The 20,011-nt window shown below is 32.6% G+C and carries 4 protein-coding genes; all 4 read right to left on the bottom strand.

What is annotated here, in order from left to right; translation table 11 throughout:
* Positions 1-478, bottom strand: a 478-nt coding sequence (locus ACRC28_RS15980) for a peptidase U32 family protein (protein ID WP_438544439.1), incomplete at its 3' end; no start/stop codon positions are given.
* A 151-nt stretch (positions 479-629) separates the two neighbouring features.
* Positions 630-4,097, bottom strand: coding sequence for a polysaccharide lyase family 8 super-sandwich domain-containing protein (locus tag ACRC28_RS15975; protein ID WP_438544438.1), 3,468 nt, complete (start codon positions 4,095-4,097; stop codon positions 630-632).
* Positions 4,098-4,370: 273 nt separating this feature from the next.
* Entirely contained in the window at positions 4,371-4,715 is a 345-nt protein-coding gene (locus ACRC28_RS15970) for a DUF11 domain-containing protein (protein WP_438544437.1), read from the bottom strand.
* Positions 4,716-4,718: 3 nt separating this feature from the next.
* Positions 4,719-19,880, bottom strand: a complete 15,162-nt coding sequence (locus tag ACRC28_RS15965) for a DUF7507 domain-containing protein (protein ID WP_438544436.1) — start codon at positions 19,878-19,880, stop codon at positions 4,719-4,721.
* Between the last annotated feature and the right edge of the window lie 131 nt (positions 19,881-20,011).

The following is a 20,011-nucleotide window of genomic DNA, read 5'->3' as shown; positions in this document are numbered from 1 at the left end:
TTATATTTTCTCTTATAGTTTTTATTTCTTCTAAAGAACACTCACGCCCAAGAACTACTCTTTCAGCACCTAAGCTTTCCCAAACATTACATGCTTCATAGTTCATTGTATTAGCTTGTGTACTTATATGTATTGGTAAATTAGTATGTTTCTTAACCATTCCTAAAACTCCAAGGTCTGAAACTAAGACTGCATCAACCTCTGCCTCTTCAAGTTGCTTTAAAAATGGTGGGATTTTATCTAAGCCTTCATTTCTTGGCATTACATTTATAGTACAATACATTTTTTTGCCAAGACTATGAGCTATTTTAGCTCCTTCTTTTATTTCTTCAAAGTCAAAGTTTTGTGCAGCTGCTCTAAGTGAGAAATCTTTCCCTCCAAAGTAAACTGCATCTGCTCCATATTTAAAAGCTATTTTTAATTTTTCTAAATTTCCAGCTGGTGCTAAAAGTTCAGGTTTTTTATATTTTAAACTCATTTAATTTCCTCCAATTAGTTTGTTTTACCTTTATATTATTATATATAATTCGATTAGCTATTACAAGAAAGCATTTTTAGAGGGGCATTAAATTTTTCAAAATATTATTAATTAAAAAAGATGCCTTCTATTAAGACATCTTTTTCTAGTATTATATTTTAAATTTTATCTTTAAGCTTTCTCCTTTTAATCCGTTTGTATCAACGTTTAAAATTGTTTTTCCATTTTCTTTAGTTACAGAAATTCTATCATTAGCTTGAATAACTTTTCCAAGCTTCTGGTTTATTTCAAATTTTATTCCACTCTTATTTTCCATTGTAGGGTCACTAATTGAAAGTTCTAAAATATTATCATCCTCTTTAGCGATTATCGAAGCTTTATTATAGATTTTAAAGTTTTCTACAATAGTTTCTCCATCTTCAAAAACATTCATTGCTAAAACTTCATCATCACTTTTTATAGCTTGAACAGCCTTTTCATTTTTAATTATTTTAATTTCATTTTCTTCCTTAAATTCTTTCATATCTTTTTTAGAAGCATTTGGAATTATAAAGTATTCATATGAGCCATTTGTAGGCTTTACTCCATGGTCTAGCCACATAGTCATGTAATTATCAGTTACTATATCTGAAGAACCACCTGTATTTACATCTTTCCAACTTCCTTCTCTATTTTCTCTTTTTAAGTTTATCTTTGTTTTATTTGGGAAGTAATAACCTATATTATTATCTTTTCCTTCTCCTTCAAAGTGAACCCATGAAACTTCTTTGTTTAAGCTATCTCCAAGTTTTTTTACTGAATTGTGATTATCAACAGTTATTTTTTCTTTTCCATTCTTTGAAAGTTTTCTATTTTCAACTGTTGTTTCTATATTTGTATCAGTTGTACTAGTTATATCAGTTCCTAAGAATACTATTACATCATCAACCATAAAATAAGATTTTTTAGCTCTTAAATCTTGTCCTATTCCATCATTTGATTTATCAAGTTGCATAGAGAATGCCCCTATGTCTTCTAAAGTAGCACCACCAACAAAGCTTTCCTTTGAAGTTTTCTTTTGTCCTGCACCATCTTTAAGCCTCATTGTATCTACTGTTGTTCCTGAAAGTCTATATGGGTCAACTGTTGCATAATAATTCCCAGAGTATTGGCTTAAGTCACCATTATAAAGGTATGTCATACCATCCCCTGTATGAAAGCCTTTTAAGTTTTCTCCATTTATACATTCATAGTTTGCAATTCTTTTAGAATACATGCTAAGTCCTAGTGCAAAGTTATCCTCTCTATAAACTACTCTATCCATATTTGCAAAATTAAATATACCTTCAAGTTCTTTTTTAGGTTTTATATTTTTATTGTTAACTATTTCCTTAGCTAAAACTTTAAATTCATAATCAGGAGTTTTAGCTATAAAGTCATATTCATCATTGTTAACAAGCCACCCTTTTATAATGCTTAAAAATTCAGTTTTATAAGGTTCTTTTGCAAATCTTTGATAATATTTAACCATAGTTTTTAAAACACCAGTTCCATGATTTGCATCTGTTGCAGTAGCCCTTGAGATTGCACGCCCACTAACCATATCCATCATAAGTCCATTAAATATAAGAGGCTCAAAAGAATCTAGAACAACGTTATACATAGTATCAAGCTTTTCCATAGGAAGTGCCCATTCACTATCATCTAGCATATAAACCGTTTCGCCAATCCCTGCTAAAAGGATTGCGCCATAGGTTCCTGTATAAGCTATTGTGGAATGTTGTACTATTGAACCATCTTTATAGAAGCCATCTCCTTTAGATACATACTCAAGCTCTTGCAAGATATCATTACTTGCTTCCTTTATTTTTTCTCCTTCTTTAGTTATCATAGACCTTACAGTAACTACTTTAACCATATCAGTTCTATTAGCCCCAACTGTTTCACGAATAACTTCAGGAACAGTAGTATTTCCTCTCCATTGATCACGAGCATTTTTTACATACCAAGTACTTGCATCAGTTTGTTTTTTTATTTGAGTATCTGTCATATAATCTTTCATAATAATAAGAACATCATTAAGCTTTTGAGGTGTTCCTATCTGCCAATCCCACCAGTTTGCATAATAAATCCCTTCGTGATACATATTTTCATTGAAAAAATCTAAGGCACCTAATATATCATTCAATAAAGAGACATCACCATTCATCCATGTACCATTTGTTCTAAAACCTTTAGCCATTTTAAGAATGTTGGAAATAGTTTTAGTTACTGCACTTGAGTTTGAAGTTGTATCAGAGAATTCAGACCATAGATAGGTTCTATCCTTATCTTTATTTAAGGAATCCCAAGCACTTTTAGCATCAGCTTCTACTGTTTTTATATAATCTAATGCTTCAACACTTTGGCCATCCATAATTTTATTAGGAACTAAACTGTCAAATACCTTTTCTGCTAAAATATCATATTTATCATTAACCTTTTCAGTAACATTTAAATTAAAGCGTCCAACTTCTTTTCCACTTCCATTTTTAGCAACAATGATTGTTTCACCTTTATTTACTGTTTTTAAAAGACCATTTTCAACAGTTGCAACCTCCTTATTTAAGCTTTCTAAAGTAAAGGTATCATTTGTATATTTAGGATAAACCTTAGCTTCTGGGATAATACTTCTTCCATTTTCTAAAGTATAGTCAACAAAATCTACCTTTTCTATATCAATTTTATCTGTAACTTGGATATTTATAGTGCTACTTACACTTTCATATCCTTTAACAGAAGCTGTTATTGTAGAATTTCCTTCTTTTAAGCCTTTAAATTTATTATTTTCAATAGAAACAACTTCTGGATTGCTACTTTTGAAAATGATTTCATTGAAATTTGTATTAGATGGAAGAACCTTTCCTTTTAAAATACCTTCAGTTCCCACACCAATTTTAAAATCAGAGCCTTCAATCTCCACTGATTCAGGAAGAACTTCCTTAGCTTCAATCTTAGTATTATCAATATAAATACTTCCACTTGCACCAGTTGAAAGTCCTGTATCAAAAACAAATATAAGCTTTAGTTGAGTCGTTTCTGCCTTTGTTTTAAGGGTAAACTTATAATCTTTCCAATCACTACTGCCTTCAAGCTTTATTAAATCACTTCTTCCATTTGACACAAGCTTTCCATCAGCCCCAAACTGTTCAACTCTTATAGAAACAGGTTTATGTGCAGAATTTGCACTAAGAACTTCTAAATTTTCACTTTTTATAGATGTACTAATTTCATAATCACTATTTCCATTAACAGCTATATTTTTAGCAGTTTGAAAAAATCCAACGGACTTATTTAAATTTATTTTTACTACCTTATTGTTATTTTCAGTTATAACATCTCCAACAGGTTTATTAAATTCTTTATAAACTCTTAAATCCCACCCTTTTGGTTTTACATTATTCTTCCAAAAAGACGTAAAAGCTTCAGATGGTGCTTCAACAATTTCATAGCCCCCATTAAAACTATCCGTAGTTTTTTCAATTTGTGGAGCAGTTGATATACTAGTAGTTGCAAAAGCCTCTATGTTAGATAATGCAACTGAGAAACCTACTAATATTGCTAAAGTCTTAGACATTGATTTTCTATATTTATTTATCATTATAATTCCCCCTTAAAGCTACTTATAATTTATATAAATAGCAATTTTTATACCAGTTATTTGTCATATAATAAATCTTCTCTTTTTAATACACTAATCAGTAAAACTTATTACAGATAATGATATTTTTAAGAGTCTTTTATGACAAATATAAAATTCGTAGGTCAAAGAAGGTCAGTTATTGAAGAGGCATTAAATTTTTAGGAAAATATGTTTTGAATAAAAAAAGATTGCTAAGAAGAGGAATTTCCTCTTCTAGCAATCTTTTTTAATTTATACTATAGGATTTAACACTTGTACTTTAAACTGAATAGTTAAAGTTTGGTTAGGCGCTATATTACCTACATTTAAGCCTTGCATTGGACTATCATTTGGTCTTAAGATTCCATTTACAGAAAGGCTTCCGTCTATAAATTTAGTTCCTTCTGGGATATCGTCTTTGAAAAATACTCCAATAGCTGCTACATTACCATGGTTTGGAAGGGCAATTGTATAAGTTAAGGTGTCACCTACATCAGCATATTTTTTATCTACAGTTTTAGTTGTAGCGTCAAAATTAATATAGTTAACCTTAGTATATACAGTATTAGAAGTATTTCTAACTGTTTTTATTGCCATAATCTATATTCCTCCTTCAGTGTCATAACTATAAACTACATCACAAAGGTTTGGCATAGGATTGATATTTGGAACGCTAGTTACTATAACCTTAAATGATACAACTCTAGTTTCAAATGGTTTAACAGTTCCAACTAGAATACCAGTTTGAGGATTTGAGCTTTGAGCGATTCCATCTACAGTAACAGAACCTGTTATAAAGCTAGCACCATTTGGAATAGTATCATAAACTCTTGCAGTAGTTGCATTTACAGTTCCTTTATTTGTTAAGAAGATAGTATAAGTTACTACTTCTCCAAGTTTAGCATAAGCAACGTCAACCTTTTTAACTAAGCCATCTTTAACAACTGAGATAACAGCTGTATTTACTGGAATTGTAATTGTATTTCCTAAAGCTTGAGCAATAACTCCACTTGGAAGAGCTGGATCAACAGTGTAACTGTAATCAACAAATCCACTATTTATTATTTTTCCACCTTCAGGAATTGAAACTACAGTTGCTTTAAATGTTACTGTAGACGCCATACCAGGGCTTACATTTCCTATATCAATACCAGTTACAGGACTTGAAGAAAGTTGTGGTACACCATTTACAAATACAGAGTTTGCTATAAATGATACAGAGTTTGGAAGTGTATCAAAAATTACAACATTTTCAGCATCAACATTTCCAGTATTTTTAGCTACTAGTGAGAATGTTACAACATCACCAATATCTACAGTATTCTTATCAGCTAATTTAATTAGACCAGAACCACTAGGATTTCCAGGTACTAATTGATTACCAATAACAGCATACTTAATTCTAGTAGAAACTGAATTACTCATATCAGAACCAGTTCTATTTGGAAGACTTGGATCAACTACATAGTCATATTTTACTATAGCATTATTTAAGATTGGGTTTGGATTTGGAATACTAATAACTTTAACTTTAAATGAAACAGTTGCAGTAGTAAGTGCATTTATTGTTCCTAAATTAACACCACCTTCAGGATTTGCATTTGGAATAATCACTTCATTTAATGAGAATGAATCTTCAACAAAGCTTGTTCCTTGAGGAATTGTATCAATAAATTTAACATTTAATGCAGGTACATTTCCACCATTACACATAGATACAGTGTAGGTTATTAACTCGCCAACAGTTGCATCAGTTTTATCAACAGATTTAACTACACCATTTTTACAATCTTTAACCCCAAATCCAGCAACTAAAACAGGTATTGTAACAGTATTACTAGTTGTTACCTCTTCTTTTGGAGGATTAGCTGGGTCTTTAATGAAGCTATAATTTATATTTGCAGTATTTATAAGTTTTCCATTTGGAGGAAGACATTTAACTTTTACTTTATACATTATATATCCAGTTTCTTTAGGATTTATAACGCCTATTGTTATTCCACCACTTACTGTTTGAGTTGGCATTGAAATACCATTTACTATAACAGAACCAGGAACAAATTCACCACAATTTACTATTGTGTCATTTACAACAACATTTGTAGCAGGAATATTTCCATCATTATAAACTTGAACTGTATAAGTTACTATATCTCCTATTCCCATAACTTCTTTATCAGCATATTTGATTTGTCCATTATGCTTAGAACATGGAACAGATGGAGGTGCAATAAGGTTTGCATCAGTAACTGTAACTGTATTTATATTACTAAATACGCTACCTTCTCTACAGTTTGGTTTACTTGGATCAACAGTGTAAACATAGCTTGCTTTAGCTCTATTTTTCAATAGACCAGTACTTGGAATTGTAACTACTAAAGCTTTAAATGTTACTGTTGCACTACTTCCTGGAAGTATAGAACCTACATTGATTCCAGTGATTTCAGGATCTACTCCAGTTTGATTTACACCATTTACAAAGACAGAGTTTGGAATAAATGTTACACCAAATGGTAAGCTATCTGAAACCATAACATTATTAGCAGCTGTATTTCCATTGTTAGGAATAACAATTGTATAAGTTATTGTATCTCCTCTTTCTACATAGCTTGGGTCTGATGTTTTCTTCATTTTACTCAAGTCAACATAATTTACAGGTGTAGTAGTTGTTGGTGATGGGTTTGTAACTGTAACAACTTTATCTGGAGTTGGCTTATAAGTGTATCCTACATTAGCTGTATTACTGATTGGATTTGGATTTGGAACAGTATTTACTAGTGCATCAAATGTTACAGTAACAATTTGATTTACATAAACAGTTCCAAGTGCAATACCAACTGTTGGATCAGCTGATGGGAATGTTAAGCCATTAGCTTTAACAGTTCCAGGAACAAATACAACACCATTTTGAAGAGTATCATATACCATTACTGAATTTGCCTCGATTGAACCAGTATTTTTAACAGTAATTGTATAAGTTATTGTATCTCCTACTGTTACATAACTTGGATTTGCATTTTTAGTGATTCCACCATCTTTACTTGAGATTATAGCTACATTTACAGGAACAGTAACTGTTGTTCCTCCACCTGTTACATTTTTGTTTGGTCCATTTGGATCAACTTTATAACTATAATTGATGATTGGTGTATCAACAACTGCATTTCCATTTGGAAGTGAAACTACTTTTGCTTTGAATGTGATAGTATCAGTAACACCAACACCTACATTACCTAAATTAATTCCACTTGAAGGGTTATCACTTGGTCTAGATGCTCCATTTACAGTAACTGAGCCTGAAACAAATACTGAACCATCAGACATAGAGTCTGTAAGAACAACATTTTGTGCTATAACATTTCCATTATTAGTAATAACAAAAGTATAAGTTATTGTATCACCAATATCAGCTATAGTTGGGTCTGCTACTTTAAATACACCAGAACCATTTGGAGAACCAGGAGTAACTCTATTTCCAATTAAAGCATTATTAACTTTAGTGCTTGTTGTATTACTATTATTTTGACCAACTCTTCCATTTGGAATTGAAGGATTAACAGTGTACGTAAAGCTTGCTGTAGCTTGGTTTAGAATTGGATTTGGAGTTGGAATATCTAAAACTTTAACTGTAAATTTAATTGTAACTGTATTTCCAGCTGGAATATTTCCAAGATTAATTCCACCATTTGGATTTGCAGTTCCATTAGTTACGCCATTTACAACTACTGAACCTTGATTAAATTCAGTTCCATTTGGAATTGTATCTATTAATACAACATCATTTGCTGTAGTGTTTCCAAGGTTTGTCATTGCTATTGTAAATGTTACAGTATCACCTACATCTACAAAGTCTGGAGTTGCTGTTTTAACCATTCCATTTTGACCATTTATATTAAATCCTGCTGTTGTAACTGGAATTGTTGATGTGTTTGTTACACCAGTTACTGTTGTAGGAGGCTTACTTGGGTCAGTTATAAATTGATAGTTTATAGTTGCTGTATTAGTAAGAGTTGCAGGTGGTGGAGTTTTTAAGCAAGTTACTTTAACTGCATAATTAACTACTACTGTTTGACCTGCTGGAATTGTACCAACCCTTATACCAGTACCTGGTATATCAGTTGTAGCTATTCCATTTACTTTAACAGAACCATTAACTAAGCTTGTGCAAGTTGGAATTGTATCATAAACCATTGTGTTTATAGCTGGTACATTTCCTGAGTTGAATAAAGTAATACTATAATTTACAGTATCTCCAATATCAACATTTGTAGGAGTTCCAACTTTAGTTCCAGAATTATTTTCTCCAGCTGTACCAGGAGGGCCTACAAGTTTTGCATTAGTTACAGTTGTAGTTTCTTTATTTGAATTTCCTGTTCCCACTCTTCCATCAGGTACTGATGGGTCTACTGTATAAGTGTAACTTGAAGTTGCTGTATTTTCTAATATTCCACTAGCTGGGATACTGTTTACAGTAACACTAAACTTAACTATAGCACTTGTATTTGCATTAATAGTTCCTACCTGAATACCAGGATTTTCTGGATTCATTCCACCTTGATTAATTCCATTTATAAATACAGAATTATTAACAAAGCTTGTTCCATTCGGAATTGTATCTTTAAGAAGAACATTAGTTGCATCTACATTTCCGTTATTTGGAATTGTGATTGTATAAGTCAATACATCTCCAAGTTTTACATATGCTGGATTTCCCGACTTACTCATTTTACTAATATCTACATAGTTTATTTTTCCTGTTGTAACATTTGATGGATTGCTTGTAGTTACTACAGTATTAGGGTCTGGTTTATAACTGTAAGTTACCTTAGCTTGGTTCAATATTGGATTTGGATTTGGAACTGTTACTACTTTTACTTTGAAAGTAACAGTATAAACATCATTTGGTGCTATAGTTCCAATTACTATTCCACTTACAGGACTAGCTAGTGAGCCTTGAACTACTCCATTTATAGTTACAGAGTTTGAGATAAATGATACTGAAGAGGCTAGTGTATCAGTTATTGTTACATTAGTTGCTTCTACAGAACCAGTATTTTTAGCTACCATTGTATAAGTGATTATATCACCAATAGTTGCATAGCTTGGGTCTTGTGATTTTACAAATCCACCATCAGTTGGACTTATACTTGCATGATTAACTGGAATAGTTACTGTATTTCCACCGCCTGTTACATTTGTATCAGGAATACTTGGGTCTACTGTGTAACTATAAGTTACTACAGGTGTATCGATTAAAGCTTTTGAAGCTGGAATTGATACTGTCATAGCTTGGTAAATTACCGTTACTGTTTGATTTGGTCCTATATTTCCTAAATCTATTCCTAAATTAGGATTAGCACCTGGAACTACTACTCCATTTACTTTAACAGTATTTGGAATAAGAGTTGAACCTACAGGAACTGTATCAGAAACTATAACATTCTTCGCTTGAGTGTTACCTGTATTAGTTAAGCTTAGAGTATAAGTTACAGTTGTACCTATATCAGCATTAGCTGGAGTTGCAGTTTTTAATACGCCAGATCCACCAGTTGTTCCAGGCTCTCCAGGGTATCCTATCATTGCATTATTAACTCTAGTATTAACTGTATTACTTAAATTACTATTTGATTTACCGTTAGGAATTGATGGATTTACAGTATAGCTATAACTTGCAAGTGCAGCGTTAGCTAAAGGATTTGGATTTGGCACTGTTAAAACTTGTACCTTGAATACTACTTTTACAGTTCCAAGTGCCCCAATATTTCCAAGAGAAACTCCTGTGTTTGGATTAGCTCCATTTATAGCATTTCCATTTACAGTTAAACTATCTTGAACATAGCTTGTGTCGTTTGGAATTGTATCAACGAACATTACATTATTAGCGCTTGTATTACCAAGGTTTGTTAATGTGATAGTGTAAGTTAATATATCTCCTCTATCTGCAAATGCTTTAGAAACTTCTTTAACAATTCCATTTTGACCATTTATATTAAATCCTGCTGTTGTAACTGGAATAGTTGTTAAGTTTGTTACTCCTGTTACTGTTGTAGGTGGTTTTGTTGGATCTGTTATGAATCCGTAATCTATTGTTGCTTGGTTTTTAAGGTTTGCAGGTGGTGGTGTGCTTAGACAAGTTACTTTAACAGAGTATTTAACTACTGCTGTTCCACCGGCTGGGATTGTTCCAACTGTAATTCCACTTCCTGGAGTTCCAGTAGTTGGATTTCCATTAACTGTTACAGAACCATTTACAAGAGTTGTACAATTTGGAATTGTATCATGAATTACAGTATTGATTGCAGCTACATTTCCTGAATTAAACATTGTGATTGTATAAGTTACAGTATCACCTATATCTGCATTTTTAGTACTTCCTGATTTTGTTCCAGCATTTGTTGCACCTTCAGTACCTGGAGGGCCTACAAGACTTGCATTAGTTACAGTTGTAGTTTCTTTATTTGAACTGCCTGTTCCAGTTCTTCCATCAGGAACAGATGGGTCTACTGTATAAGTGTAGCTTGATGTTGCTGTATTTTCGATAATTCCACTTTGTGGAACACTATTTACAGTAACACTGAATTTAACTATAGCTTCAGAGTTTGGAGTTATAGTTCCAACATTTATTCCTGTAACTTGTGGGTCTACAGAACCTTGTTGAATTCCATTTACATATACAGAATTAGCTAGGAAGCTTGTTCCTTGAGGAATCGTATCTTTTACAAGAACGTTATTTGCATCTACATTTCCGTTATTTGGAACTGTGATTGTATAAGTCAATACATCTCCAAGTTTTACGTAGCTTGGGTTTCCTGACTTACTCATTTTGCTCATATCTACATAGTTTACTTTTCCACTTGTAACATTTGAAGGATTACTTGTAGTTACTACAGTGTTTGGATCAACGTTGTAGTTATAAGATACTTTAGCTTGGTTTAATATTGGGTTTGGATTTGGAACTGTAATAACTTTTGCATTAAATGTTATTGTTGCAATAGCGTTTGGATTTAATGTTCCTACAGTTATTCCTGTATTTGGATTAGCTGAAGCATTGGAAACATTATTAACTTTAACCGAACCTGTTACAAATTGTAATGATGGGTCTAAAGTATCCGTAACTTTAACATTATTTGCAGGTACAGAACCTGTATTTTTAGCAATCATTGTATAAGTTACTGTATCTCCTACAGTTACAAAGCTTGGATCTTGTAATTTTACAAATCCACCATCAGTTGGACTTATACTTGCATGGTTAACTGGAATAGTTACTGTATTTCCACCACCTGTTACATTTGTATCAGGAATACTTGGATCTACTGTGTAACTATAAGTTACCTTTGGAGTATCAACTAAAGATTTTGAAGGTGGTATTGAAACTGTCATAGTTTGGAATATTACTGTTACAGTTTGTCCTGCATTTATATTTCCTAAATCTATTCCTAAATTAGGGTCAGCACCTGGAACTACAGAACCATTTACTTTAACTGTGTTAGGAATAAATGTTGAGCCTACAGGAACTGTATCGGAAACTATAACATTTTTAGCTACAGTATTTCCTGTATTAGTTAAGCTTAGAGTATAAGTTACAGTTGTACCTATATCAGCATTAGCTGGAGTTGCAGTTTTTAATACGCCTGAACCAGTGTTGCTACCAGGAGCACCAGGGAAACCTATCATTGCATTATTAACTGTTGTTTTAACTGTGTTACTTAAATCTTTACCAGTTCTAATATCTGGAATTGAAGGATTTACAGTATAGTTATAATTTACAAGTGCTGCGTTTAACATTGGATTTGGATTTGGAACTGTTAAAACTTGTACTATAAACGAAACTATAACTGTTTCATTTGCTGCAATTGAACCTAATGAAACTCCACCATTTGGATTTGCTCCATTTATAGGGTTTCCATTTACAGTTAAGCTATTTTGAATATAGCTTGTGTCATTTGGAATTGTATCTATAAACATAACGTTATTTGCAGTTGTATTTCCATTATTAGTTAAACTAACTGTATAAGTTACAGTTGAACCTCTATCTGCAAAAGCTTTATCAACAGATTTAATTATTCCATTTTGTCCATTTATATTAAATCCAGCAGTTACAACAGGTATTGTTGAAGGATTTGTTGGTCCTGTTACAACAGTTGGAGGAAGACTTGGGTCAGTTGTGAACTTATAGCTTATATCAGCTTTATTTGTTAATACTGCTGGAGGCGGTGTACTTAAACAAGTAACTTTAACAGCATACTTAACAATTGCAGTTTGGCCAGCTGGAATTGTTCCAACGAATATTCCAGGTTGTGGAGTATCAGTTGTAGCATTACCGTTTACCTTAACTGAACCATTTACAAGAGTTGTACAATTTGGAATTGTATCTTTAACCATTACATCAAATGCAGGAACATTTCCTGAATTTAATAAAGTAATAGTATAATTTACAGTGTCTCCAATATCTACAACTGTTTTATCAGCTGATTTTGTTCCATTATTTGAAGCACCTGCAGTACCTGGAGGTCCTACTATTTGAGCATTTGTAACAGTTGTTACATTTACATTTGAATTTTTAGAACCAGTTCTTCCATCAGGAACAGATGGGTCTACAGTAAATGTGTAATTTGCTCTAGCTTGGTTAGTAAGCTTACCAGAAGCTGGGACAGATACTACAGTTACTTTAAATTCAACAATAGCTTGTGATCCTGCATTTATAGTTCCTACATTTATTCCAGTTGTTTCAGGGTTTGAACCAGGTTGCCCTACTCCATTTACTTTAGCTGAATTATTAACAAAGGTTGTACCTGCTGGAATTGTATCTTTTAATACTACGTTGTTAGCATCTGCATTTCCTGTGTTAGGAATAGTAATTGTATAAGTTACTACATCTCCTACCTTCACATAATTAGCATCAGAATCTTTAACCATAGTTCCTAGGTCAACTTTTTTAATTTCTCCAGTTGTTATATTTGATGGATTAGTTACACTTACAACAGTGTTTGGATCCTTTTTATAAGTGTACTGAACAACTGCTTGGTTTTTAACTGGATTTGGATTTGGAAGTGTTAACACAAGGGCATTAAATGTTATAGTTGCTACTCCATTTGGAATTAATGTTCCTACATTTATTCCAGTAGTCATAGGATTTGATGCACCTTGAGGTGTTCCATTAACTTTAACTGAACCATTTACAAATTGAAGTGAAGAATCTAATGTGTCATATACCTTAACATTATCTGCATTAACAGAACCTGTATTAGTAGCAATCATTGTATAAGTTATTGTATCTCCAACAGTTGCATAGCTTGGATTTTGTGATTTCACAAATCCGCCATCAGTTGGACTTATACTTGCATGATTAACAGGAATTGTTACAGTATTTCCACCACTAGTTACATTTACATCAGGATTTGCTGGGTCTACAGTAAATGAGTAATCTACTCTTGGAGTATCAGTAAGTGCTTTTGAACTTGGAATTGAAACTACTAGAGTTTTAAATTTCACAGTTACAGTTTGGTTAGCTGCAATATTTCCTAAATCTATTCCATTTTCAGGATTTGCACCAGGAACAGCTACATTATCAACAGTTACTGAATCTGCTATAAAGGTAGATCCATTTGCGATAGTATCATAAACAATAACATTTTTAGCAACAGTATTTCCAGTATTTTTTAGAACTAGAGTATAAGTTACTGTATCTCCAATATCAGCATTTTGTATATCTGCTGATTTTAATACACCAGAACCACCAGTTTCTCCAGGTTTTAATGGAGATCCTATAGTTGCAACTTTAACATCTGTACTTACCATATTACTAAGATCTGAGTTTGATCTTCCATTTGGAAGGCTTGGATCAACAGTGTAAGTGTAGCTTGCTATAGCTGTATTAGGAATTGGGTTTGGAGTTGGTACTGTTAATACTAAAACTTTAAATTTAATTTCTTTTGAGGCACCTGCTAGAATATTTCCAATAGATACTCCAGATTGTGGACTAGCTCCATTTATTAAAACACCATCTACTGAAAGTGAATCTTGAATATAGCTTGTATCATTTGGAATTGTATCTTTAAACACAATATTGTTTGCAGAAGTATTTCCGTTGTTAGTTAAATCGATAGTATAAGTGATTACATCACCTCTTGTTGCAAAAGCTTTGTCAACAGATTTAACTATTCCATTTTGACCATTTATTTTAAATCCAGCAGTTGTTACAGGAATTGTTGATGGGTTTGTTGGACCTGTTACAACAGTTGGTGGAAGACTTGGGTCAGTTGTAAATTTATAGCTTACATCTGCTTGGTTTGTTAGTACAGCTGGAGGTGGTGTGCTTAAGCAAGTAACCTTAACAGCATATTTAACAGTAGCAGTAGCACCAGCTGGAATTGTTCCAACGAATATTCCAGGTTGTGGAGTATCAGTTGTAGAATTACCATTTACTTTAACTGAACCATTTACAAGAGTTGTACAATTTGGAATTGTATCTTTAACCATTACATCAAATGCAGGAACATTTCCTGAATTTAATAAAGTAATAGTGTAATTTACAGTGTCTCCAATATCTACAACAGTTTTATCAGATGATTTTGTTCCATTATTTGAAGAGCCTGGAGTACCTGGAGGTCCTACTATTTGTGCATTAGTAACACTTACAGTATTTACATTAGAAATTTGATTTCCTGAAACTCCATTTGGATTTTGTGGGTCTTTTGTAAATGTGAATTGGACTCTTGCTTGGTTTACAAGCTTACCTGAAGCTGGAACAGATACTACTGTTACTTTAAATTCAACTACAGCTTGTGATCCCGCATTTATAGTTCCTACATTTATTCCAGTTTGAGGGTCTTGCCCTGCTACTTGTGAGCCATTAACTTTTGCAGAATTAGCTACAAATGTTGAGCCTACTGGAATTGTATCTTTTAATACAACATTATTAGCATCCACATTACCTGTATTTGGAATAGTAATTGTATAAGTTACTACATCCCCTACTTTTACATAGTTTACATCAGAATCTTTAGCTACATTATCAATTTTTGCATAATTAGTTTGAGTTTCAGTTGTATTAGTTGGGTTTGTTACTGTTACAACTACATTTGGACTTGGTTTATAATCGTAAATAACTTTAGCTGTATTACTAACTGGATTTGGAACAGGAATTGTATTTACAACAGCTAAGAATGTTACTGTTGCTATTTGATTTGGCATAACAGTTCCTACTAAAATACCAGTTGTTGTTGGATTATCAACTTTTGACACATTATTTACTTTAGATGAACCTGGTACAAATACTACACCATTTTGTAGAGTATCAAGAACTTTAACATTTAATGCATCAACAGAACCTGTATTTTTCATAACTACAGTGTAAGTTATTGTATCACCAATAGTTACAAATGATGGACTTGCACTCTTATTTAATCCACCGCTACCAGTTGAAATATTTGCATTGTTAACTGGAATAGTAACAGTATTACCACCACCTGAAACATTTGTTAATGGTCCGTTTGGATCTGGTTTATATCCATAGTTAACACTTGGAGTATCAACTAAATTTTTAGTTGTTGGAATTGATACAACAGTAGTTTTAAATGTTACTGTCTTAGTTTCATTAGGATTTATATTTCCAATATTAACTCCATTTGCAATGTTTTCACCAAACATTTGAGTTCCATTAACTGTAACTGAATCATTTACAAATACTGAACCTTCTGGAATTGTATCTTTAACTATTACATTTTCAGCTACAACATTTCCTGTATTTTTAACAACAAAAGTATAAGTTACAGTATCTCCAATATCTGCATAAGCCTTATCAGAGGATTTAACTATACCAGAACCAGTATTAGTTCCAGGACCTGTTGGTCCGCCTATCATAGCAAAGTTAACTTTAGTTTGTACAGCATTACTTATATCCTCTGCACTTCTTCCATTTGGAATACTTGGATCAACAGTAAAGTTATAAGAAACCCTTGAATCATTAGGAATTGGATTTGGTGTTGGAAGAGTTAAAACTAAAACATTAAATTTAACTTCTTTTGAGCCACCAGCTAAAATACTTCCAAGTGAAACACCATTTTGTGGATTAACACCTGATTGAGCTACACCATCTACAGTTACGGAATTAACTACGAAGCTTGTATCAGTTGGAATTGTATCTTTAAATACAACGTTAGTTGCAGTTACGTTACCCGTATTGATTAGGTTAATAGTGTAAGTTAAAGTATCACCTCTATCTGCAAAGGCTTTATCTACTGATTTAACTAAACCATCTTGACCATTATTTTTACCAAAACTTGCTGTTGATACAGGAATTGTTGATGTATTTGTTCCTGTAGTTACAGTTGTTTTTGGAAGTGATGGGTCTGTTGTAAAGTCATAATTTACAGTAGCAGTATTTACAAGTTCTGCAGGTGGAGGAGTTTTTAAGCACATAACTTTTACTGAATATTTAACTATTGCAGTATTACCAGGGTTAATAGTTCCAACATTTATGCCAGTACCTGGAGTGTCAGTACTTGGAGTTCCATTAACTAAAACAGATCCATTAACAAGACTTGTACACTCTGGGATTGTATCTTTAACAACTACATTAGTTGCAGGTACATTTCCTGAATTTAATAGAGTAATAGTATAAGTTACTACATCTCCAATTGCTGCATTTTTAGTATTTCCTTGTTTAGTTCCACCATTTCCAGAACCTGGAGTACCTGGAGGGCCTACTATTTGAGCATTAGTTATAGAAACAGTATTAACATTTGTTAATTCAGAGCCTGTAACACCATCAGGATTTGCAGGGTCTTTAGTAAAGCTATAACCTAATCTTGCTTGGTTATCTAATTTATTTGTTGGAGGAATTGAAACTACTAAAACTTTAAATGTTACAGTTACACTGGAATTTGGATTTATTGTACCTACCTGTATTCCTGTAATTTCAGGATTTCCAGAGTTTTGTACTCCTGAAACTGTTGCAGAGTTTGCTACAAAAGTTGTTCCAACTGGAATTGTATCTTTTAATACAACATTATTCACAGCTGTATTTCCCTCATTTGGAATAGTGATTGTATAAGTTACGATATCTCCAATTTTTGCATATTTAGGAGAACCATCTTTAGTTGTATTACCTAAATCAACATAGTTCATTTGAGTATCAACCATATTACTAGTATTTCTTATACTCTTAACTATTGAAGGATCAACATTATAGTTATAAGCTACATCTGCTGTATTTGGAATTGGATTTACACTTGGAACTGTAGTTACTAAAACTTTAAATATTACAGTTGCCACACCATTTGGAATTAATGTTCCTACATTTATTCCAGTTGTTGGGGTAGATGCACTTTGTGCTAAATTATTTACAAGAATGCTATTAGCTATATAGCTTGTTCCATTAGGAACTGTATCATAAACTTTAACATTAGTTGCATTTACTGAACCTGTATTTTTAAGAACAATTGTATAAGTTATTGTATCTCCTAAAGTTGCAAATTCTAAATCAAGAGACTTAATTAAACCATTTGAAATAGTTGAGATCTCTGCATGATTTGCAGGGATAGTTACAACATTTCCACCAAATGTTCCTTTTATTCCACCAGGAACTGAAGGATCTACTGTATATTCAAATGAACCACTTGGTTTATTTTCAATTTTTCCACCTGCTGGAACTGAAACTACTAAAACTTTAAATGTTACAGTTTGGGCAGTATTTGGTGCTATAATTCCAAGATCTATTCCATTTGTTGGATTTACACCAGGTTGTGAAACTGAATCAATAGTTACTGAATCAGTAATGAATGTTGTTCCTACAGGAATAATATCGTTAACTACTACATTTTCAGCATTTACATTACCGGTGTTTTTAACTACAAGAGTATAGGTTATAGTGTCTCCAATATCTGCATTTTGTTTATCAGCAGATTTTAATACTCCTGAACCACCAGATTGTCCTGGTCCTAAAGGTTCCCCTATAATTGCTGTATTAACAGTAGTTTTTACTTTATTACTTAAATCTGCACCAAGTCTATTGTCAGTAGGTGAAACATTATAGTTATATTTAACTAAAGCTTCATTGACAAATGGATTTGGATTTGGAATTGTAAGAACTTTAACTTTAAATTGTACTTGCTTCATTGCACTAGCTAAGATATTTCCAAGATTTACACCAGTATCAGGTGCTGCTCCATTTTGAGCTACCCCATCAATTGTTAGAGAATCTTGAATAAATTGTGTTCCTGATGGAACTGTATCTTCAAAAACTACACCTAAAGCAGTTACATTACCTAAATTCTTAACATCAATTGTATAAGTTACAGTGTCACCAACTGTAGCAAAGGCTGTTGAAACAGTTTTAGTTAATCCAGATTGACCATTTAAGTTACCAAAGCTTGCTGTGTTTATTGGTACACTTGTTGGGTTTGTAACCCCAGTACCTATTTCTCCACCTGGAACTGATGGGTCTGTTGTAAAGTTAAATGAAATTCTTGCAGTGTTTGTTAATACACCAGGGTTAACTAAAGTATTTACTACTACACTAAATGTAACAGTTTTAGTTTGTTTTGGTGCTAAATTACCTACTGTCATTCCTGTTTCAGGTGTTTCGCCTGGATTAGCTACACCATCAACTTTAACTGAATTTGGAACAAAAACTGAACCTGTTGGTGTTGTATCATAAACTTTAACATTGCTTGCTAGAATGTTTCCTGCATTATAAACAGCTATACTATAAACAACAGTATCACCGATGTTTGCAGGGTTTGGATTTGCAGATTTAGTTCCACCATTATTTGCACCTGTTGTGCCTGGAGGGCCTGTAATTACTGCTGTTCCAATAGTTGTTGTTACTATATTTGAAATTCCGCCACTATTTTTAGCATTAGGAAGTGAAGGGTCTACTGTATAAGAATACTTAGCCACTGCTTCATTCTTAATTTCACTAGTTGGAGGAATTGAAGTTACAGTTACTTTAAATTTAATTTGAGCTGTGCTTCCTGCACTTAATGAACCAAGACTTATACCTGTTTGAGGATTGTCTGTTCCTGAAACTATTCCATTAACAATTACAGAACCTGATACAAATGAAGTATAGCCTGGAATTGTATCATAAATAAATAAATTATTTGCACTTACATTACCTGTATTTTTAACATCTACAGTATAAGTTATAGTATCTCCTACCTTAGCAAATGCTTTATCTAAAGTTTTAACTAAGCTTCCATCAGTTGAACCACTTATAACGGCTCTATTAACGAAATCTTGAACTACATTAGTTTCATATCCTGCTCTTATACTAGCACCTGCTGGATCATTTTTATAAGAATATCCAAGGAATGCTTTATTTAAGATTGGATTAACTGCTGGAATTGATGTTACTGTTACATCAAAGCTAATAGTTGTAATTGTACCTGGATTAATATTTGCTAAAACAAATCCTGTTTCAGGATATACTCCTGGTTTAAGAGTACCATCTTGCTTAACAGTATTTACTACAAATGTTGTTTCTTCTGGAATTGTATCCATAAAGAATACATTAGTTGCAACGGTATTACCAGTATTTCCTATAACTATTGTATAAGTTATAGTATCACCTAAATCAACGTAAGTTTTGTTTGCAGATTTTGATAAAGTTCCATCAGTATTATTAATAATAGCTGCATTAACTTTAGTTGTAACTTGATTACTAGCACCATTTGCTTGTACTGGAATTTGAGTTATATTATCAACGATATACTCATAAGAAACTGTTCCAGTATTAGGAATTGGATTAGTATTTGGCATTGTATCTGTTACTAAAACTTTAAATTGAATAGTAGTTGGTACATTTGGAGGAACTGTTCCAAGTGGAACACCAGTTGAAAGATTTGCAGTTGAATTAACTACTCCATTAACAGTTACAGAACCTGTTATTA

Source organism: Clostridium sp., from assembly GCF_051650885.1.
Lineage (GTDB): Bacteria > Bacillota > Clostridia > Clostridiales > Clostridiaceae > Clostridium.
This window is presented reverse-complemented; position numbering and strand designations above follow the sequence as displayed.